Origin of the sequence: Sphingomonas sp. PvP018 (assembly GCF_017876865.1) — a bacterium.
GTDB classification, from domain to species: Bacteria; Pseudomonadota; Alphaproteobacteria; order Sphingomonadales; family Sphingomonadaceae; genus Sphingomonas; species Sphingomonas aerolata.
Map to the genome: position 1 here is coordinate 765,717 of NZ_JAGIOU010000001.1, position 19,434 is coordinate 785,150.

Genomic DNA, 19,434 nt, shown 5'->3' on the forward strand with positions numbered 1-19,434 from the left:
GGCCGGGCGAGCGGCCCGGGTCAATCGCCCTGCGCGCTGTCACGCGTCAGCGGTACCACGACCGGTACGCCCTCGATCGATCCGAACCACGCCCGAACACCATAGGTCTCAAGCAGCCGCGCCGGCGTCAGCACTGCCGACGGCGCGCCGTCGGCGACGAGCCGGCCCGCGTCTAGCACGAGGATGCGATCGCAATAGCGTGCGGCGAGCCCCAGATCATGCAGGACGGCGATCACCAGGACACCCCGCGCGGCCTGCGCCCGCAGGATCTCCATGACTGCGATCTGATGCGCGGGATCGAGCGACGCGAGTGGCTCGTCGACGATCAGCGCCGGCGCCTCCACCGCGAGCGCCCTTGCCAGCAGGACGCGGGCCCGCTCGCCCCCCGAAATCTCGGTCGCGACACGTGCCGCAAGCATGGTCACGTCCGCCGCTGCCATCGCACGGGCAATCGCATCACGATCCTGCTGAGAAATGCGCGACAGCGGTGCGAGATGGGGCAAGCGGCCCAGCGCGACGAGACGTTCGACGCTCAGCGGCCAATGAAGACTTTGACCCTGCGGCAGATACGCGACCGTCTGCGCAATCTCGGGTCGCGAGCGCTCCGCCAGCGGAACCCCGTCGAGCAGGATCTCCCCAGTAGCGGGAACCAGCCCGAGCAGCGCCTGAACCAGCGTCGATTTGCCCGCCCCATTGGGGCCGACGATCCCGATGAGCGCGCCGCCCTTTGCTGCGAAGCTGACATCGTCGACCACGACCCGCCGTGCACGGCGGACGTTGAGGCGGTCCGCGGAGAGGGCTACCACAGCCGCCGCTCGCGCATGAGGTGGACGAGGAACACCGGCACGCCGAGAAACGCGGTGACGACCCCCAGCTTGAGTTCGTTCGACGTCGGGATCACCCGGACCAACACGTCCGCAAAGGTCAGCAATGCGGCCCCGCCCAATGCGGAGGGGAGCAGGATCGCCGATGGCGAACGATCGGTCATCGGCCGGACGAGATGCGGGACGATCAGGCCAACGAACCCGATCGCGCCCGATACCGCGACCGCCCCGCCGACCCCGATCGCCACCCCGACCAGCATCCGAAGGCGCGTCCTCCGCAGGTCGACGCCGAGCGCGCGTGCGCCATCCTCGCCAAGCGTCAGCGCGTCGAGCGCATGGCCGTCCCAGGCGACCAGCACCATGCCGATCGCGATACAGGGCAGCGCCAGCGCGACATGGCTGAACGACCGGTCTTCGAGCGACCCGAGCAGCCAGGTCATGATCTCCATCGCTGCAAACGGGTTCGGGGACAGGTTGAGTGCCAGACTGACCCCCGCGACCGCCAGCGTGCCAACCGCAACCCCCGCGAGGATCAGTGACAAGGCGCTTTGCGACCCCGCCGACAGCAAGAACAGCAACCCCAGCGCCGCGAACGCCCCGGCGATCGCCACGATCGGCAGCATCGCCGGATGAAGCTCCGCCAGCCCGAAATACAGCGCGATCACCGCGCCCAGCGATGCGCCGTTCGACGCGCCCAGCACCGATGGCTCGGCCAGTGGATTGCGCAGGAACCCCTGCAGCGCAGCACCCGAAAGCCCCAGCATCGCGCCGACCGCGAGCCCGAGAATCGCGCGCGGCAGACGAAGTTCGAACAGGATCGCGCGTTCGATCGGATCGCCCTGCCCGCTGAGCGCCCGCACGACATGCGCCAGCGGGATCGCCGCACTTCCCACCGCGACCGACGCAGCGCCGGCCAGCACCGCAAGCAGCGCGAGGCCACCGACCAATCGCGCACGCGTCACGCGTTCCATAGTGCCAAATCCCACCGCATCGATTTCCGCCTAGCGCATAAGCGGCCGCTGCGGCAGGGTTTTGCGCATGCGCGGCCGCCGTCTCCTGACCATCCTCATCATCGCTGCCGCTGGCGCATCTACGACGGCGGCAGCGCCTCGACCGCCGGCGCGTATCGTTTCGCTCAACCTGTGTGCTGACCAGTATCTTCTGGCGCTGGCCGACCCCGCGCAAATTGTCGCGCTAACCCGGTTCGCGCGTGATCCGGACATGTCCGCTGCCGCCGACGCCGCGCGTACGATGCCAGTCAGCCGCGGCAGCGCAGAAGACGTGCTGATGCTGCACCCCGATTTGGTGATCGCCTCGCCGTTCCGACGCCAGACGGTCGCCGCAGTTCTCGCCGGCCGGAACGTCGCGACGCTCGATCTGCCCCCCGCTGACAGCTATGCCGCGATCGTGACGCAAGTCCGGCAGGTCGCCGCAGCCATCGGGCACCCCGATCGCGGCGAAACGCTGATCCGCCGGATGGACACCGCGCTCGCACGATTGCCGCGCGCGCCGGGAGGTGGTCGTACGGCGGCCTATTATCAGCGTCGGGGTTTCCTGACGGGTACCGGCACGCTCGTCGACGAACTGGTGCAGCGTCTCGGGCTTGCCAATCTCGCGACCCGGCTTGGCAAGCCGGCACTCTCGCAACTGTCGCTCGAACAAATGGCGCTGGCACGCCCGGACTATCTCATCGTCGAGAGCGCCACCGACCGCGTGACCGATCAGGGCATCGAAATGCTGCATCATCCGATTCTCGACGGGATTCCCCGTCTGCGCATCCCCGAGGCGTGGACCGTCTGCGGAGGGCCTGCCTATGTCCTGGCAGCGCAAAGCCTTGCGGCCCAGTTGCGCACGCACCGGCCAACTGGTCCTCGCCGCGACCGTTAGAACTCGACGCCGGCCTGGGCCTTGACCCCGCCCCGGAACGGATGCTTGACCTGCCCCATCTCGGTGACGAGATCCGCTGCGGCAATTAACGCCTCGGGCGCGTTGCGCCCCGTCGCCACCACATGCGTCATCGCGGGTCGCGCTGCGAACCCCGCAAGTACTTCGTCGAGCGGCAGATAGTCGTAGCGCAGGACGATGTTGATCTCGTCGGCGATGACCATGGCATAGCTCGGGTCGGCGATCATCCGGCAGACCTCGTCCCACCCCTCGCGCGCCACCGCGATATCACGGGCACGATCCTGCGTATCCCAGGTAAAGCCCTCGCCCATCGGCTTGAATTCGACCAGATCGGGAAAGGCGTCGAAGATGACCTTCTCACCGGTCGTCATCGCACCCTTGACGAACTGTACGATCCCAACCTTTCGCCCGTGTCCCATCATCCGCACCGCCATGCCGAGCGCCGCGGTGGTCTTACCCTTGCCCGGCCCGGTGTGGACCATGAGCAGGCCCTTTTCGATCGTCTTGGCCGCGACGATCTTGTCCTGGACGACCTTCTTCTTGGCCATCCGCGCCGTGTGCTCCGCCTCGCTCCGCATCAGAATGCTGCCTTCACGCCGGCATAGGCACCGCGACCCTGACCGACATAGCTGAACACCTCCTCGTACCGCTCGTCGAACAGGTTTTCGACCCGACCGAAGACCGATAGCCGGGGCGTCAGCTTGTACGCCGTGTTCAGGTTGACGAGGACATATTCCTGGAGCGAAACGCGGACAGGGACATAGCTCGGATCGGTATAGGCGTCGTCCTGCTGCCTGCCGTTATACCTGACGGTGAGCGTTGCCGAGGCGCGCTGGTCGCGGCTGAACGCGGTCATGTTGACGCTGCCGATATGGTTGGGGCGCCGGATCTCCACGCCCCCGTCCTCGCGCGCCTTCAGATAGGTATAGGCGAGGTCGAAGCGCAGCTGCGGAATTGGCTGGGCTGTAGCAAACACCTCGACGCCATGCTGCGTCGATCGCGTATTGCGGTTGCCGGGCGTCGCGACGAAGTCGGGGGCAGGATAGGTGGTAAAGATCTCGTTCGTCAGCCGACTGTCGAAATAGGTCGCGCCGATCGTCGCACGATCCCCCCCGAAAGCCTGTTCGACCCCGGCTTCCCACCCCTTTGACTTTTCCGGCTTGAGGTTGGGGTTGCCGATATAACGACCGTCCGAATAGCCGAAGAGATCGAAGTAGCCGGGGTTCTTCACGCCCGTCCCGTAGGCGCCGCGCACCCGCGTTCCGGTCGCAAAGCGATAGCTCGCCTGCGCGCGGTAGGTGGTGGTGTCGTCGAACCGGTTATTCTCGTCGCGCCGCACCGATCCGCCGATCGCTAGCGCGTCGTCGATCACGACGTCATACTGTCCGACGATCCCGACATTGTCGGTGTGCCGCCGCCCTGTGAAGACGAACTCCGAAGGGACCGGACTAAGCGTCTGAAATTCCTCACGCTCGACATCGACTGCGGCGGTCAGCCGATGCCGGATGCGATCGGTGCCGAACCGGAAGGCGCTTTCGAACGATCCCTTGTACCGGCGTCCCTTGTTGCCGAAGCTCAAGGCATCGTCGACCAGCGCCCGGCGTGTCGTATCGGCAAACTGGCCGCTGAGCGCATTCGTCCAGCGGCCATCCGCCAGCGCGAGTTCGGCGCGAACCAGCCCGTAATATGCCTCGACCGTGCTGCGCGCGCCTGGCGTATCGACGATCGTGCCGAACTGCGGGCCGCTCAATGCCGTGTCGTTGCTGTCGGCATCGGTATAGCTATAGCGCCCGACGCCCGTGACCTTCAGCGTGTCGGTCGGCGACCAGCTGAGCTTGCCCGTCGCGCCGACGCTCTTCGCGCCGATGTCGCGAGATCCGCCCCGTGCGGTCGGCGTGCCGTCGGTGAGGTAGGTCGAGCTCGACAGCGCGTAATCGAGATTGCCCGCCACGCCCGCGACCCGGGCGCCTCCCGAAAACGTGCCGAACGATCCCCCTTCGGCCCGCAGTGATACGCCCGGGGCCTCCGCGCCGCTCAGCGTGAGATACTGGATGACGCCGCCGATCGCGTCAGACCCGTACAGCGCCGATTGCTGGCCGCGCAGCACCTCGACCCGGGCCGCTTCGTCGGCGATCAGCGTGCCGAAGTCATATTCGCCCTGATAGGGATCGGACACTTCGATCCCGTCGATCAGCACGAGCACGTGATTGCCCTCCGACCCACGGATCCGGACCTGCGTCGTCCCCCCGACCGCGCCGGTCCGGCTGACCGCCAGTCCGGGGACGTCGCGTAGCACGTCGGACACGATCCGGGTCTGCCGCTGGTCGAGCGTGGCGGCGTCCAGCACCGTCACCGACGCCCCGAGCTGATCGGCGGGAACCGCGTCCCCCGATCGCGATGCGGTAACCACCAGCTCGGCGTCACCCGCTGCCGCCTCGCCCGTGCCCGCAGTAACCGGATCAGGCTCGGCCGCGGCCGGCGATGCAAAGGCCGTGGCGGTGGCGAGCGCCACAAGCGAAACGAAAACTCTGGTCATGAAACGATACCCCCGGCGTCACGAGCAACCGGCCGGGGCCTGCCGTCCGATGCTACGGACAGCCGGCGCAACGCTTGGGGTGTACACCGAACCGCACCCGCCCACGCGCACCGATGCGGCCCCCGCCGCATGGTTCGTCGCTCAGACGGAGTACCGTGCCGCGGTCATCCCCTGGACCATGGCAAGAGCGACCGAGCGCCGGCAGGTCTCCTGGCTCGCGGGTCGACGCCCGATACGCGACCTTCCCGGGCCCTGCGCTTGCGCTCAGGCCTAGTGGTCGTCCCCCCGTGATGAAGGGACATGCGCACCGCGCTCACCGCTTACAGTTGCAGGGACAGCCGCGGCATAAGGAGGATCGCCTCCCGCACCGCATTCCCTTTGAAGCCCCGAGGGGCACCGACGCGATCTGCGACCCCGGCCTTCACCGGTTTCGCAGGGCGACGGTAGCGCAGAAATTTCCTGCCGCCAATGGGCCTAGAGTCGCGCGAGGATCGCCCGCGCCTGGCGCAGGTGCGGCGCATCGATCATCCGCCCATCGAGCTGCAGCGCGCCCGCCTCGGGAGCTGCTGCAAACGCTGCGACGACGGCATGCGCGCGTGCAACGCTCGCCGCATCCGGCGTGAACGCGGCGTTGATCGTGGCGACCTGCGACGGGTGAATCGCCATCATGCCGGTGAAGCCGTCGCGGCTGCCACGCGCGGCATAGGCTGCCAACCCGTCAATGTCCGCGATTGCGGGATAGACCGTCTCGATCGCCGCGACGTCCGCCGCATGCGCGCCCAACAGCAGCAGCGACCGGACGAGCTTATAGGGTTCGGTATAGGACCCGTCGTCCTCCCGACTGGTCGCTGCGCCGATCGCCGCGGGCAGGTCCTCGGCGCCCCAAGTCAGGCCACATAACCGGTCGTTGACCCGCGCATATTCGCCCAGGGTGAAGATCGCGGCAGGCACTTCGGTCGCGATCGGCAGGATCGGCGGACAGTCATCGCCATAAGCCTCGACCAATGCGAGGACGGTCGCGGGTCCAGTCGCCTTGGGCAGCATGATTGCATCGGCACCCCTCGCGGCAGCGAGATCGTCGTCCAGCCACCCCGAGTCGATTGGATTGATCCGCACCATCCACACGACGTCGGTATGGTCCTGCAACGCGGCCCGGACCGCCTCGCGGGCAACAGCCTTACGGGAGAGCGCTACCGAATCCTCAAGATCGAGGATGATGGCATCCGCCCCGCTCGCCGCAGCCTTCGCAAAACGCTCGGGCCGGTCTGCAGGCACAAACAGCAGCGAGCGTAACCTCATGCCGGCGTCCGCAGCAGCAGTGCCGAGCGGAGGCACTGACAGACGATCTCGTCACGCTGGTTGATCAGCTGGTGCATGAATGTGACGATCCCGGCGTTCGGGCGCGACCGGCTGGGCTTGAGCTCGGCGACCTCGGTCTCGGCGCGCATCGTGTCGCCGATGAAGACGGGTTTTGGATGCACGAGCTTGTCGTAACCGAGATTGGCGACGAGCGTCCCGAGCGTCGTGTCCCCCACCGACAGGCCGACCATCAGCGCGAAGGTGAAGGTGCCGTTGACGAGGATCTGGCCAAATTCGCTCGCCTTCGCCGCTTCGGCATCGAGGTGCAGCGGCTGCGGGTTGTGCGTCATCGTCGAAAACAGGAGGTTGTCCGTCTCCGTGACGGTGCGGCGGATCTCATGGATGATCCGGTCGCCAACCGCCCATTGGTCGAAATAGCGGCCGGCCATCAGTCATCCTTCTCGATACGCGCGAGCACCATGCCATCGCTCACCTGCCCGCCTTCGATCGCGGCTAGTTCGGCGACCGTCCCGTCGAACGGCGAGATGAGCGAATGCTCCATCTTCATCGCCTCCAGCGTCACGAGCTTCTGCCCCTTTGCGACATGGTCCCCGATAGCCACGTCGACCGCGATGATCCGTCCCGGCATCGGTGACAAGATCGCGCCATCCGCTGCCGCCCCCATCGCCGCGCCAGACGCACGCCAGGGCCGCAACTGCCAGGTCTGCCCGGCATCGGAAACGAGGGCGGCATCGACTGGTTCATGGACGCCGCGACCGTCGAGATCGATCGTCACGACGTCGTCGTTGAGCAGGAACCGCGCCGTCTTCAAAGGTACCGCGTTGAGGCGAAAGCCCGCCATCGGTTCGACGCGTACGAGCGTGCGCGCGGCCTCGATCAGCGCTTCCTCGCTGGGCTGCGCCGGGGGCATCAGCGCCGCGCCTTCGCGGGCGATCAGCCCGGTATCGAGCGTTCCCGCGACAAATTCCGGATGGTCGAGCGCCTGGACGAGAAACCCCGCATTCGACCGGACCGGCCAGACGACCGCCTTGTCCAGCGCCTCCGCCAACGTCTCGCGCGCGGCTTCACGCGTGTCGCCCCAGGCAATCACCTTGGCGATCATCGGGTCGTAATAGGGCGAAATGTCCGCCCCCTGTTCGACACCCGTATCGACCCGCGTCGCATCACCCAGATCGAACGCCTCGAGCCGCCCGATCGACGGCAGGAACCCCTTGGCGGGATCCTCCGCATAGAGCCGCGCCTCGATCGCCCAGCCGCGGATCGCAAGATCATGCTGCTGCAGCGGCAACGCCTCGCCGCTGGCAATCCGCAGCTGCCACTCGACAAGGTCCTGTCCCGTGATTTCCTCGGTGACGGGATGCTCGACCTGCAACCGGGTGTTCATTTCCATGAACCAGATCCGATCGGCGCGCAGGCCTTCGCTCGCATCGGCGATGAACTCGATCGTACCCGCGCCGACATAGTTCACGGCCTGTGCCGCGCGCACCGCCGCCGCGCAGATCGCCGCGCGCGTCGCATCATCCATGCCGGGGGCCGGGGCCTCCTCGATCACCTTCTGATGCCGGCGCTGCAACGAACAGTCGCGTTCGAACAAATGGACGACGTTGCCTTGCCGATCGCCGAACACCTGCACCTCGATATGCCGCGGCGAGAGGATATATTTCTCGATCAGCACGTCGGTATTGCCGAACGACGCAGAGGCTTCGCGCTGGCACGACGCGAGCGCGTCGGCAAAGTCGGCGGACGCATCGACGCGGCGCATACCCTTGCCGCCGCCGCCCGCAACGGCCTTGATCAGGACCGGGTAGCCAATGGCATCCGCCTCGCGCTGGAGCCGATCGGGCGACTGGTCTTCCCCCAGATAGCCCGGTGTCACCGGGACCCCGGCCGCCATCATCCGCTGCTTCGCGGCATCCTTCAGCCCCATCGCGCGGATGCTGTCGGGATCGGGGCCTACCCACAGGATCCCTGCGTCGAGCACGGCCTGCGCGAAGTCCGCATTCTCGGACAGGAACCCGTACCCCGGATGAATAGCCTCAGCGCCGGTGGCGCGCGCGGCGGCGATGATCCGTTCGCCGACCAGATAGCTGTCGCGCGCCGGGCTCGCACCGATATGCACCGCCTCGTCCGCGTGCCGGACATGCAGCGCGCCCGCATCGGCATCGGAATAGACCGCGATCGTGCGGATTCCCAACGCCCGAGCTGTGCGGATGATGCGGCAGGCGATCTCGCCACGATTGGCGATGAGCAGTGATTCGATCATTGCGCGGGGCATCCGGTGGTCCGCTTCGACCAGGTGATGTTGAGGATCTTCCACCGGCCCGCTTCGCGCACCATGTCGAAATGGTCGGTCCCGCAATGCGCGACCCGGCCGTCGATGGTGAAGACATAGGGCGACCATACCATCGCGATATCGCCATCGATATCCACGGCGGAATCCGTCAGGCGTTCCGCATATCGCTCCGGCCCGGGCTTCAGACCGGCGGCGAAGTCGGACCAGGCGGTCCGGCGGATGATGCGCGTGCCGTCGGCCTTTTCTTCCACGACCGTAGCCCCCCCCTCGGGGCGCACCTGTGCGAGCAGTGCCTGGCCATCGCGGGTGGCCAGCGCGGCCAACATCGCGTCGATCGGCACCATGACGCCGGCCTCCTCCGTCACCACGGCTGGCGGCAGGCCGGTGCCCTTGACGATCGGCTGGACCGGCGTGACCTGACCCGCGGCCAGCAGAAACGATAGCAGGATCATCGGCTTACATCCTGAACACACCGAACGCGGGGCGTTCGGCGATGGGAGCGTTGAGCGTCGCGGCGAGCGCGAGGCCGAGCACGTCGCGGGTCTGCGCAGGATCGATGATCCCGTCGTCCCACAGCCGCGCGGTCGCGTACCAGGGATTCCCCTCGTCCTCATATTTCTGACGAACCGGCGCCTTGAACGCTTCCGCCTCCTCCGCCGTCCAGTCGTCCGCGTCGCGGTGAACGGTGGCGAGGACCGAGGCCGCCTGTTCGCCGCCCATCACACTGATCCGGCTGTTCGGCCAGCTGAACAGGAAGCGCGGCGAATAGGCGCGTCCGCACATGCCGTAATTGCCGGCGCCGAAACTGCCGCCGATAAGCACCGTGATCTTCGGCACGGTCGCGGTCGCGACTGCCGTCACGAGCTTTGCACCATGTTTGGCAATGCCTTCCGCCTCGTACTTCCCGCCGACCATGAAGCCCGAGATGTTCTGGAGAAACAGGAGCGGCACCTTGCGCTGGCAGGCGAGCTCGATGAAATGCGCGCCCTTCTGTGCGCTTTCGCTGAACAGGACACCGTTGTTGGCGAGGATCGCGACAGGGAGCCCGTGGATATGCGCGAACCCGCAGACCAGAGACGTACCATAAAGCGCCTTGAACGCATGGAATTCGCTGCCATCGACAAGCCGTGCGATTACTTCGTGTACGTCATAAGGTGCGCGGACGTCGGACGGCACGACACCGTAAAGCCCCTCGGCGTCGTGTTTTGGAGGGCGCGCGGGTTGCCGGTTCACCGTGACAGGGACCTGTGGCGGCAAAGTCGAGACGATGTCGCGAACGATCGTCAGCGCGTGGTCGTCCGATTCCGCGACATGATCGACGACGCCCGACCGTCGTCCATGCGTGTCCGCGCCGCCGAGGTCCTCCGCGGAAATCACCTCGCCCGTCGCCGCCCTGACCAGCGGCGGCCCGGCAAGGAAGATCGTGCCCTGCCCGCGGACGATGATCGTCTCGTCGGACATTGCCGGGACATAGGCGCCGCCCGCGGTGCAGCTCCCCATCACACACGCGATCTGCGGTATCCCCAACGCCGACATCTGCGCCTGGTTGTAGAAGATCCGGCCGAAATGCTCACGATCGGGAAACACCTCTGCCTGATGGGGCAGGTTCGCCCCGCCACTATCGACGAGATAGATGCAGGGCAGGCGATTTTCCTGTGCGATTTCCTGCGCTCGCAGGTGTTTCTTGACGGTCAGTGGGAAATAGGTCCCCCCCTTCACCGTCGCATCGTTGCACAGGATCATGCACTGCCGACCGGCGACGCGGCCGATCCCCGCAATCACCCCCGCGCCGGGCACCGCATCGTCATACAGCCCATTTGCGACGAGCTGACCGATCTCTAGGAACGGCGAGCCCGGATCGAGCAAGCGCCCGACCCGGTCGCGTGGAAGCAGCTTGCCACGCGCAACGTGCCGGTCGCGCGACCGAGCGTCCCCGCCGAGCGCGACGCGCGCAACGTCGTCACGCAGGCGCTGGGCGAGTGCGCGGTTGTGCGCCGCATTCGCCTGGAACGTCTCGGCGTCGACCGACAGCTTCGTATCGAGGACGGGACCGCTCACCGTTCACCTCGCCGCGACCTGATCCGCACGCTCATTGCATCACCTTGGGCGCGGCACCGATCAGCTCGCGTCCGATCAGCATCCGGCGGATCTCGTTCGTTCCCGCGCCGATGTCGAGCAGCTTGGCGTCGCGCATGAAGCGCTCGACCGGCCAGTCCTTGGTATAACCCGCGCCACCCAGGGCCTGGATCGATTCCAGCGAGACCTTCACCGCGCTCTCGCTCGCCAGCAGGATCGCGCCCGCCGCGTCGAACCGCGTCGTCTTGCCCGCATCGCACGACCGCGCGACGGCATAGACATAGGCACGTGCGGAACTCAACGCGACATACATGTCCGCGACCTTCGCCTGGATCAGCTGGAACTGGCCGATCGCGGTCCCGAACTGGCTGCGTTCGCGGACATAGGGGATGACTACGTCGAGACAGGCCTGCATGATGCCGAGCTGAATGCCCGCGAGCACCGCGCGCTCATAGTCGAGGCCCGACATCAGCACACCGACGCCGCCATTCTCCGGTCCCATCACCGCGTCGAACGGCACGTGGCAATCGGTGAAGACAAGCTCGGCGGTCGGGGATCCCCGCATGCCCATCTTGTCGATCTTCTGCCCGATCGCGAATCCCGGCATGTCCTTCTCGATCAGGAAGGCGGTGATCCCCTTCGATCCCTCCCCCGTCTTCGCATAGACGACGAGCGTATCCGCATAGGCCGCGTTGGTGATCCAGAACTTGGTGCCGTTCAGGACATAGCCGCTCTCGGTCTTCACCGCCTTCAGCTTCATCGACACGACGTCGGATCCCGCCCCGGCCTCGGACATCGCCAAGCTTCCGACATGCTCGCCCGACACCAGCTTTGGCAGATATTTCGCCTTTTGCTCGGCATTGCCCCAGCGACGGATCTGATTGACGCACAGATTGGAATGCGCGCCATAGCTCAAGCCGATCGACGCCGATGCGCGCGATACTTCTTCGACCGCAACGACATGCTCGAGATAGCCGAGCCCGAGCCCGCCATACTCTTCCTCGACGGTGATGCCGTGAAGCCCCAACTCGCCCATTGCCGGCCAGAGCTCGCGGGGAAACCAGTCGTCCGCATCGATCTTCGAGGCCAGCGGAGCGATCTTCTCCTTCGCAAAACGCTGCGTCGTGTCGCGGATCATGTCCGCGGCTTCGCCCAGCGCGAAGTCGAAATCTGGCGTCACGAAACTCTCCTTACCATTCTATCCCCGTGGCTTGCCGGGCTATTCTCATTACCGTTCGCGCCTGGCGCTCAGCGGGGGTCGGGGACCGCAGCTGTCGCACCAATCGTCGTGATCACGCCGTCTACGACCGTGATCGGCCAGACCGCAAGCGCTTGCCCCGCGCATGGGCCGCCGACACAGCGGCCATCGTCGATCCTGAACAGTGCGGAATGCCACCCACAGACGATCAGCTCGCCATTCGGGCTCAGATAGTCGTCGAGAGCGCGCGCTAGTGGCAGTCCGGCGTGCGGGCAGCGATCGACATAGCCGACGACCCCGTCACCGCGCCGAACCGCAAAACCGTGGAACCGCCCCGCGCGCATCTGCACGACATAGCCTCGCGACTGGCCGGGTGCGATTGCCTCGATCGACCCGAGCGCGATACCGGCCGGCGTGGCGAACAGCCGCACCGACGACGGCGCATCGCTCACGGCACTGTCGTCGCCCGGCTGGCCCTGCATGTCCGTCATCACGTCTTCACGCGTCGACCGTGATCACCCCACGCCGGATCTGGTCGAGTTCGATCGATTCGTACAGCGCCTGGAAGTTGCCGTTGCCGAACCCCTCATTGCCCTTGCGCTGGATGACCTCGAAAAAGATCGGCCCGAACAGCGGCTCGGTGAAGATCTGGAGCAGCAGCCCCTCCTCACCGACATTGCCGTCGAGCAGGATCCGGTTACGCCGCAGCCGCTCGAGATCTTCGCCATGGTTCGGCACACGCTTGTCGACCAGTTCGTAATAAGTCTCGATCGTGTCCTGCAACCGGACGCCGCGAACCCGCAGTTTCTCGACGGTCGCATAGATATCATCGGTGGTCAGCGCGAGATGCTGGATGCCTTCGCCATTATAATCGCGGATGAACTCCTCGATCTGGCTGTGATCGTCCTGGCTCTCGTTCAGCGGAATCCGGATCGCGCGATCGGGCGCGATCATCGCCTGGCTGAACAGGCCCGTCGCCTTGCCCTTGATGTCGAAATATTTTTGCTCTTCGAACCCGAAAATCTGGCCGTAAAAGGTCGACCAGGTCCGCATCTGGCCGCGTTTTACGTTGTGCGTGAGATGGTCGAGCAGATCGAGACCGACCGAATTATCCGCCTCGGCCTCCGCCGCGCCCGGGATTTGATCCCAGGCATCGTACAGGCTGCCAGCGCCGCCATGACGGTCAACAAGATAGAGCAGCGATCCGCCGATCCCCTCCAGCGCGTAGCTCTCGTCGCCCAGCGCACCGAGCGACGCATCGGCCGCCTTCGCGCCCCGTGCCAGCGCAGCGTCGAAGGCCGCCTTGGCGTCCGCAACACGGAACGCCATGCCGTTCGCCGAAGGACCATGGTCGGCGCGGAACGTCGCGGCCTGCCCCGTCGGTTCAGCGTTGAGCAAAAGGTTAATGCGACCCTGTTTGTAGCGGGTCACTGCCTTGGTCGGATGCCGGGACGCGGGCACGAAACCCAATTGCTCGAACTGTTTGCCCATCGCCGCCGGATCGGGCGATGTGAACTCGCAGAACTCGAAACCATCCAACCCCATCGGGTTGACGTCCATATGCTCCATGATGCGACAGCCTCTCACAGCTTTTATAGTATCGTTGGATACCAACTGCGCGTTTACGCAGATCGTGTCAACTGATACTATCCCGGGCCATGACCGCTTCATCCGACCGCCCACTGCTGCTCGACGACTTCATCCCGTTCCGGCTGTCGTTCACGTCGAACCTCGTCAGCGACACGATCGCGCGCAGCTATGAATCGCTGTTCGGTCTCTCGATCCCCGAATGGCGGCTGGTCGCCGTCATCGCCGAAACCGGCGGCATCACGCAGGCGGAAATCGGGCACCGCACGCGCATGGACAAGGTTACGGTAAGCCGCGCGGCGATTGCGCTGGTCGAACGCGGGCTTCTCGAACGGCGCGCCAATGCCAGCGACCGTCGCTCGCACCTGTTGATGCTCAGCGATGCCGGGCGCACGCTTTACGCTGCGGTCGCACCCAAGGCACGCGATCTGGAGGCGCGGATCTTTGCACAGTTCGACCCGGCCGAAGTCGCCGCGTTCACGGCGATGCTCCGCCGGATCGACGCGGTGACCAGCGCGCTCGATCAGCCGGCCCAGGGCGGTGACGGTGTCCACAGCGTCCGCAAATAGTCGAGCAGCGCGACAACCGACGACGGCACTGCGCCGCGCGGGTGTAGCGCAAAGATCCCGACATCCGCGCTCCCCTCGATTGCCGGCAGGACACGAACGAGCCGCCCCGCCGCCAGATCGCTGCTGACATCCCACAGCGACCGCAGCGCGATCCCCACGCCCGACAGCGCGAATTCTCTCACGACCTCGCTCGAATTCGTGCGCACGTGGCTCGCGGCATCGATCGTGAAATCGCCGTCAGGCCCCGTCAGCCGCCACGGCATTTGGCCGCGCGCCGCAAGCAGCCGATGGTCACCCAGCGCCGCCGCGCTGTCGGGAATGCGCGCCGTTTCGAGATAAGCGGGTGCGGCACACAGGACCCGGCGGCTGTCGCCCAGCCGGTGCGCGTCAAAACCCGGCTCGACCGTCGGCGCGATCCGGATCGCGAGGTCGATACCTTCGCCGAGCAGGTCCGAAAAACCGTCTGACAGATTTAGTTCGAGCGCGATGTCGGGATGCGCATCGAGAAAGGGCTTGAGCCGAGGTGCGATATGCAAGCGCCCGAACGACGTCGGCGCGCTGACGCGGAGCGGACCGCTCGGCCCGGCGGCCCGGTCGCCGACCCGCCCCTCGGCCTCCCGGATCGCGGCAAGGATCGCGACCATGTCCGCGTGATACCGCTCGCCTCGCGCCGTCGGCTCGAGCCGCCGTGTCGTACGATTGAGCAGCCGCACTCCGAGCCGCGTCTCTAGCCGGACGATCCGTTTCGATACCATCGCCGGAGAGATGCCGCGCAAGCGGGCAGCTCCGCTCAGGCTTCCGGCCGCGACGACGTCGACAAACAAGGCGGCATCCGGATCCATTCGTTCCCCCGGTGATCGACAGCTTCAACACTTGATCGTCTACCGAACAGCCTGGCGTTCGTATAGGATGATCGTCAGATAGGGAGAGAGCGATGACCGCGACGTCAGACGGCATGATCGACAAGGCGGGGCTGCGTGTAGCCGCACCGCTGGCACGGTTCCTCGATGACCAGGCGCTGCCCGGCACGGAGGTCGACCCGTCCGCCTTCTGGTCCGGAATGGCCGACATCTACGCCCGCTTCGCACCTGAAAATCGCGAGCTGCTTGCCCACCGCGACGCGCTGCAAGCGAAGATCGACGACTGGTACGGCACGCTTGGCGGCCGCCCCGTCGATCCGGATGCACAGGCGCGCTTCCTACGCGAGATCGGTTATCTCGTTGAGGAGCCTGCGCCGTTCGTCGCGACCTCGACCCGCATCGATGACGAGGTGGCACGGCTGGCAGGCCCGCAACTCGTCGTGCCCATTCTCAATGCCCGGTTCGTCCTCAACGCCGCAAACGCACGCTGGGGCAGCCTGTACGACGCGCTCTACGGCACCGACGTGATCCCCGGAACGCCGTCGGGTCGGGGTTATGATCCGGACCGCGGTGCACAGGTAATCGCCTGGGCCAAGGCGTTCCTCGATTCCAGCGTGCCGCTTGCGTCGGGCTCATGGACCGATTGGGACGGCAGCTCGCCCGTGCTGGCACAACCGGATCAGCTCCGCGGCCATGCCGGCAGCACGATCCTGTTGCGCCACAATGGCCTGCACATCGAACTTGTCATCGATCGCGACCATCCGATCGGCGCGTCCGACCCCGCCGGCCTTGCCGATGTCCGGCTCGAATCCGCGCTCACGACGATCGTCGACCTCGAGGATTCGGTCGCCGCGGTCGATGCCGACGACAAGGTCGCGGCCTATGCCAATTGGCTGGGCCTGATGAAGGGTGATCTGGAGGCGCAGTTCGACAAGGGAGGTCAGACGCTGACCCGGTCGCTGGAGGACGACCGGCGCTACACCGCGCAGGACGGATCGGAGATCGTCCTGCCGGGACGAAGCCTGTTGTTCGTTCGCAATGTCGGCCATCTGATGACCACGCCCGCGATCCATCTGCCCGATGGGACGGAGGCGCCCGAGGGCATTCTCGACGGGATCGTGACCGCGATGATCGCGCTGCACGATCTGAACGGCACCGGTCGCTTCCGAAACAGCCGCCAGGGTTCGATCTACATCGTCAAGCCGAAGATGCACGGCTCCGACGAAGCGGGCTTCACCAATCGGCTGTTCGACGCGGTCGAGGATCTGCTCGGCCTCGACCGCCACACGATCAAGGTCGGCGTGATGGACGAGGAACGCCGCACTTCGGCCAATCTGGCCGCCTGTATCGCCGCGGTGAAGGACCGCATCGTGTTCATCAACACGGGGTTCCTCGATCGCACGGGTGACGAGATGCACACCGCGATGCGCGCCGGACCGATGATCCGTAAGAGCGAGATGAAGGCGAGCGCCTGGATCGCCGCCTATGAGGATCGCAATGTCCAGATCGGCCTCGCCTGTGGCCTCAGCGGTCGCGCGCAGATCGGCAAGGGCATGTGGGCCGCGCCCGATCGAATGGCCGACATGCTCGAACAGAAGATCGCGCACCCGATGACCGGCGCCAACACCGCCTGGGTCCCCTCACCCACCGCGGCGACGCTTCACGCGACGCATTACCACCGCGTCGACGTCTTCGCGCGACAGGCGGCGCGACAGAGCGAGCCCGTCACGCCGATCGAGAAGCTCCTGACGATCCCGCTCGCACACGGCCATAACTGGTCCCCCGACGAGATCCGCGACGAGCTCGAGAACAATGCGCAGGGCATTCTCGGCTATGTCGTGCGCTGGATCGATCAGGGCGTCGGCTGCTCGAAGGTGCCTGACATTCATGACATCGGCCTGATGGAAGATCGCGCGACCCTGCGGATCAGCTCGCAACATATGGCGAACTGGATGCTCCACGGCATCGCGACGCCCGCCGAGGTCGATGCCGCCTTTGTGAAGATGGCGGCCAAGGTCGACGCGCAGAACGCTTCCGATCCGCACTATCGGCCGATGGCCGGGCATGAAGCGACCAGTCTTGCCTATCGCGCCGCCCGCGCGCTTGTCTTTGAAGGCCTTGATCAGCCCAACGGCTATACCGAACCCCTTCTTCACCGCTTCCGACAGGATGCAAAAGCAGCGCAAACTGGTAACAGTTGACACCATATTGGCCGGGGGCCATCGTCCTTCTCGAAACCCCCGGCCCCCGCGGCACGTCGAACAGGGGTGCGCGAGGAGAGTGTTACGATGGCCAATGACCCGGCCGACACCGGCTATATTTCAGGTTTCGGCAACCATGTCGCGACCGAGGCCGTCGCAGGCGCGCTGCCCGTCGGCCACAATGCGCCGCAACGACCACCCTTCGGGCTGTACACCGAACAGCTGTCAGGCACGGCCTTCACCGCACCGCGTCACGAGAACCGGCGGAGCTGGCTGTACCGCATGCGCCCCACCGCCGAACATCCGCCCTATGTCCGGTATGACGGCGCCGCCCGCTTCGCCGCGGGCGCGCAGGACGGGCCACTGGCGCCCAACCGGCTGCGCTGGGACCCGAGCGCGCCGCCGCCAGCGGGAACCGACCTGATCGACGGCATGACGACGATGCTTGCCACCCGCGATCCTGCGGATCTGGAGGGCGTCGCGGTCCACCTCTATGCCGCCAACCGCGACATGACTGCGCGGGTGTTTGTCGACGCCGATGGCGAACTGCTCTTCATCCCCCAAGCGGGCCGCCTCGAACTTCTGACGGAGCTCGGGCGGATCATGGTCGCGCCCGGCCAGATCGCGCTGATCCCTCGCGGTGTCCGGTTCCGGGCGCTGCTACCTGATGGACAGGCAACGGGCTATGTCGCGGAAAACCACGGCGCCCTGTTTCGTCTTCCCGATCTTGGTCCGATCGGCGCGAACGGGCTGGCCAATCCGCGCGATTTCGAAACGCCGGTCGCCTGGTTCGAGGATCGCGACACGCGGTTCGAGGTGATCCAGAAATTCATGGGCTCGCTGTGGTGCACGACGCTCGAGCACAGTCCGCTCGATGTCGTGGCGTGGCACGGCAACTTGGCGCCGTGGCGCTATGATCTCGCCCGGTTCAACACGATCAACACGGTGAGCTTCGACCATCCCGATCCGTCGATCTTCACCGTTCTGACCTCGCCCTCCGACGTACCCGGCCGCGCCAATGCCGATTTCGTCGTCTTCCCGCCGCGCTGGATGGTCGCCGAGGACACGTTCCGCCCGCCCTGGTTCCACCGCAACGTCATGTCGGAGGCGATGGGTCTGATCCACGGCGCCTATGACGCCAAGGCGGCCGGCTTCACGCCCGGCGGTCTGAGCCTGCACAATCTGATGGCAGGCCACGGTCCCGATCTCGATAGCTGGACCGCCGCTACGAACGCCGATCTCAAGCCGCACAAGATCGACGGGACCATGGCCTTCATGGTGGAGAGTTGCTGGCCCTACCGACCGACGCCGCATGCGCTGGCGCATGCCCAGCTCGACTATGACGCGGTCTGGGCCGATTTCCCCAAGGCGGTGCTGCCGGCATGATCCTGCACGGCTATTGGCGGTCGACAACCTCGTACCGTGTGCGGATCGGGCTGAACCTGAAGCAGTGCGCTTATGAGCAACGCACGCACGACCTCAGGACCGGCGAGCAGCGTGACGCGGCCTATCTCGCGCTCAACCCGCAAGGGCTGGTACCTGCGCTCGAGATCGGCGACGGCACGATCCTGACGCAGTCGCCGGCCATCCTCGAATGGCTCGATGCGAGCTATCCCGCGCCGCCGCTATTGCCCGCCGACCCTGCCAAGGCCGCGATCGTGCGCAGCATTGCGGCGGCGATCGGTTGCGACATTCATCCGGTCAACAATCTGCGGATCCTCGACGCGCTCAGGACCGATTTCGCCGCGACGCCTGGTCAGGTATCGGCCTGGATCACGCGGTGGATGACCGCGGGATTCGACGCGATCGAACCGCATATCGCTCGCCACGGCGACGGCTATGCCTTTGGCGCCACGCCGACGCTGGCCGACTGCTATCTCGTGCCGCAGGTCTATGCCGCCGAACGCTTCGCCATCGATCTTGCCCGCTACCCACGTCTGGCCGCCGCGGCCGCGAATGCAGCGACCCTGCCGGCCTTCGCCGCTGCGCACCCCGACATGCAGCCCGACCGTGACCCGCTATAGTATTGATATAGATTAGCACAAACCCGGTCCGAGTAGCGGAC

18 protein-coding genes and 1 riboswitch are annotated in these 19,434 nt (G+C 66.0%); of the genes, 5 read left to right on the forward strand and 13 right to left on the reverse strand.

Features of this window, described 5'->3' with window-relative positions; all coding sequences use genetic code 11:
- Positions 1-20: 20 nt before the first annotated feature.
- Entirely contained in the window at positions 21-806 is a 786-nt protein-coding gene (locus J3A66_RS03205; RefSeq protein ID WP_209567097.1) for an ABC transporter ATP-binding protein, read from the reverse strand.
- Positions 800-1,795, reverse strand: coding sequence for an iron ABC transporter permease (locus J3A66_RS03210; RefSeq protein ID WP_209567100.1), 996 nt, complete (start codon positions 1,793-1,795; stop codon positions 800-802). Before J3A66_RS03210 ends, J3A66_RS03205 begins: the two co-directional genes overlap by 7 nt.
- 67 nt (positions 1,796-1,862) lie before the next feature.
- On the opposite strand from J3A66_RS03210, the gene J3A66_RS03215 reads away from it, so the two are divergent.
- A complete protein-coding gene (locus tag J3A66_RS03215; protein ID WP_209567102.1) occupies positions 1,863-2,711 on the forward strand; it encodes an ABC transporter substrate-binding protein in 849 nt (282 codons plus the stop codon).
- On the opposite strand, the gene cobO is transcribed toward J3A66_RS03215, so the two are convergent.
- From cobO to hppD, 10 genes are all read right to left on the reverse strand, one after another.
- Positions 2,708-3,313 carry a cob(I)yrinic acid a,c-diamide adenosyltransferase gene (gene cobO, locus J3A66_RS03220; protein WP_209570369.1) on the reverse strand — a complete coding sequence of 202 codons (606 nt, stop codon included), beginning with the start codon at positions 3,311-3,313 and terminating at the stop codon, positions 2,708-2,710. The genes J3A66_RS03215 and cobO overlap by 4 nt on opposite strands.
- Complete coding sequence (locus J3A66_RS03225) at positions 3,307-5,265, reverse strand: TonB-dependent receptor (RefSeq protein ID WP_209567103.1); 1,959 nt, start codon at positions 5,263-5,265, stop codon at positions 3,307-3,309. Before J3A66_RS03225 ends, cobO begins: the two co-directional genes overlap by 7 nt.
- A gap of 182 nt (positions 5,266-5,447) precedes the next feature.
- Positions 5,448-5,681, reverse strand: a riboswitch (cobalamin riboswitch).
- A gap of 58 nt (positions 5,682-5,739) precedes the next feature.
- On the reverse strand, positions 5,740-6,564 hold the full coding sequence (locus tag J3A66_RS03230; RefSeq protein ID WP_209567105.1) for a CoA ester lyase: 825 nt from the start codon (positions 6,562-6,564) through the stop codon (positions 5,740-5,742).
- Positions 6,561-7,013, reverse strand: coding sequence for a MaoC family dehydratase (locus J3A66_RS03235; protein ID WP_209567107.1), 453 nt, complete (start codon positions 7,011-7,013; stop codon positions 6,561-6,563). Before J3A66_RS03235 ends, J3A66_RS03230 begins: the two co-directional genes overlap by 4 nt.
- On the reverse strand, positions 7,013-8,848 hold the full coding sequence (locus J3A66_RS03240) for a biotin carboxylase N-terminal domain-containing protein (RefSeq protein WP_209567109.1): 1,836 nt from the start codon (positions 8,846-8,848) through the stop codon (positions 7,013-7,015). The genes J3A66_RS03235 and J3A66_RS03240 overlap by 1 nt, the downstream gene beginning before the upstream one ends.
- The gene (locus J3A66_RS03245) at positions 8,845-9,330 is read right to left on the reverse strand and encodes a hypothetical protein (RefSeq protein WP_209567111.1); all 486 of its coding nucleotides are present in this window, start codon (positions 9,328-9,330) and stop codon (positions 8,845-8,847) included. The genes J3A66_RS03240 and J3A66_RS03245 overlap by 4 nt, the downstream gene beginning before the upstream one ends.
- A gap of 4 nt (positions 9,331-9,334) precedes the next feature.
- A complete protein-coding gene (locus J3A66_RS03250) occupies positions 9,335-10,936 on the reverse strand; it encodes a carboxyl transferase domain-containing protein (protein WP_209567113.1) in 1,602 nt (533 codons plus the stop codon).
- 31 nt (positions 10,937-10,967) lie between these two features.
- Positions 10,968-12,134: an isovaleryl-CoA dehydrogenase gene (locus J3A66_RS03255; protein ID WP_348633979.1), complete on the reverse strand. Its 1,167-nt coding sequence runs from the start codon at positions 12,132-12,134 to the stop codon at positions 10,968-10,970.
- A gap of 68 nt (positions 12,135-12,202) precedes the next feature.
- Positions 12,203-12,604, reverse strand: coding sequence for a Rieske (2Fe-2S) protein (locus tag J3A66_RS03260; RefSeq protein WP_209570371.1), 402 nt, complete (start codon positions 12,602-12,604; stop codon positions 12,203-12,205).
- A gap of 46 nt (positions 12,605-12,650) precedes the next feature.
- Positions 12,651-13,721, reverse strand: a complete 1,071-nt coding sequence (gene hppD / locus J3A66_RS03265) for a 4-hydroxyphenylpyruvate dioxygenase (protein WP_209567116.1) — start codon at positions 13,719-13,721, stop codon at positions 12,651-12,653.
- A gap of 89 nt (positions 13,722-13,810) precedes the next feature.
- Here hppD and J3A66_RS03270 point away from each other — a divergent pair, with 89 nt between their 5' ends.
- A complete protein-coding gene (locus tag J3A66_RS03270; protein ID WP_031439069.1) occupies positions 13,811-14,308 on the forward strand; it encodes a MarR family winged helix-turn-helix transcriptional regulator in 498 nt (165 codons plus the stop codon).
- Here J3A66_RS03270 and J3A66_RS03275 read toward each other — a convergent pair.
- Positions 14,263-15,150 carry a LysR family transcriptional regulator gene (locus tag J3A66_RS03275; RefSeq protein WP_031439070.1) on the reverse strand — a complete coding sequence of 296 codons (888 nt, stop codon included), beginning with the start codon at positions 15,148-15,150 and terminating at the stop codon, positions 14,263-14,265. The genes J3A66_RS03270 and J3A66_RS03275 overlap by 46 nt on opposite strands.
- A gap of 92 nt (positions 15,151-15,242) precedes the next feature.
- On the opposite strand from J3A66_RS03275, the gene J3A66_RS03280 reads away from it, so the two are divergent.
- The 3 genes from J3A66_RS03280 (at position 15,243) to maiA (ending at position 19,393) form a co-directional block, all read left to right on the forward strand.
- On the forward strand, positions 15,243-17,369 hold the full coding sequence (locus J3A66_RS03280; protein ID WP_245336692.1) for a malate synthase G: 2,127 nt from the start codon (positions 15,243-15,245) through the stop codon (positions 17,367-17,369).
- 87 nt (positions 17,370-17,456) lie between these two features.
- Positions 17,457-18,755 carry a homogentisate 1,2-dioxygenase gene (gene hmgA / locus J3A66_RS03285; protein ID WP_209567118.1) on the forward strand — a complete coding sequence of 433 codons (1,299 nt, stop codon included), beginning with the start codon at positions 17,457-17,459 and terminating at the stop codon, positions 18,753-18,755.
- On the forward strand, positions 18,752-19,393 hold the full coding sequence (maiA, locus tag J3A66_RS03290) for a maleylacetoacetate isomerase (protein WP_209567120.1): 642 nt from the start codon (positions 18,752-18,754) through the stop codon (positions 19,391-19,393). Before hmgA ends, maiA begins: the two co-directional genes overlap by 4 nt.
- Positions 19,394-19,434 lie beyond the last annotated feature (41 nt).

Bases quoted from the DNA above. Each gene is read 5' to 3' on its own strand.
- J3A66_RS03210 (WP_209567100.1), bottom strand. From the start codon at position 1,795: ATGGAACGCGTGACGCGTGCGCGATTGGTCGGTGGCCTCGCGCTGCTT.
- J3A66_RS03215 (WP_209567102.1), top strand. From the start codon at position 1,863: ATGCGCGGCCGCCGTCTCCTGACCATCCTCATCATCGCTGCCGCTGGC.
- J3A66_RS03225 (WP_209567103.1), bottom strand. From the start codon at position 5,265: ATGACCAGAGTTTTCGTTTCGCTTGTGGCGCTCGCCACCGCCACGGCC.
- J3A66_RS03230 (WP_209567105.1), bottom strand. From the start codon at position 6,564: ATGAGGTTACGCTCGCTGCTGTTTGTGCCTGCAGACCGGCCCGAGCGT.
- J3A66_RS03235 (WP_209567107.1), bottom strand. From the start codon at position 7,013: ATGGCCGGCCGCTATTTCGACCAATGGGCGGTTGGCGACCGGATCATC.
- J3A66_RS03240 (WP_209567109.1), bottom strand. From the start codon at position 8,848: ATGATCGAATCACTGCTCATCGCCAATCGTGGCGAGATCGCCTGCCGC.
- J3A66_RS03245 (WP_209567111.1), bottom strand. From the start codon at position 9,330: ATGATCCTGCTATCGTTTCTGCTGGCCGCGGGTCAGGTCACGCCGGTC.
- hppD (WP_209567116.1), bottom strand. From the start codon at position 13,721: ATGGAGCATATGGACGTCAACCCGATGGGGTTGGATGGTTTCGAGTTC.
- J3A66_RS03270 (WP_031439069.1), top strand. From the start codon at position 13,811: ATGACCGCTTCATCCGACCGCCCACTGCTGCTCGACGACTTCATCCCG.
- J3A66_RS03275 (WP_031439070.1), bottom strand. From the start codon at position 15,150: ATGGATCCGGATGCCGCCTTGTTTGTCGACGTCGTCGCGGCCGGAAGC.
- J3A66_RS03280 (WP_245336692.1), top strand. From the start codon at position 15,243: ATGACCGCGACGTCAGACGGCATGATCGACAAGGCGGGGCTGCGTGTA.
- hmgA (WP_209567118.1), top strand. From the start codon at position 17,457: ATGGCCAATGACCCGGCCGACACCGGCTATATTTCAGGTTTCGGCAAC.
- maiA (WP_209567120.1), top strand. From the start codon at position 18,752: ATGATCCTGCACGGCTATTGGCGGTCGACAACCTCGTACCGTGTGCGG.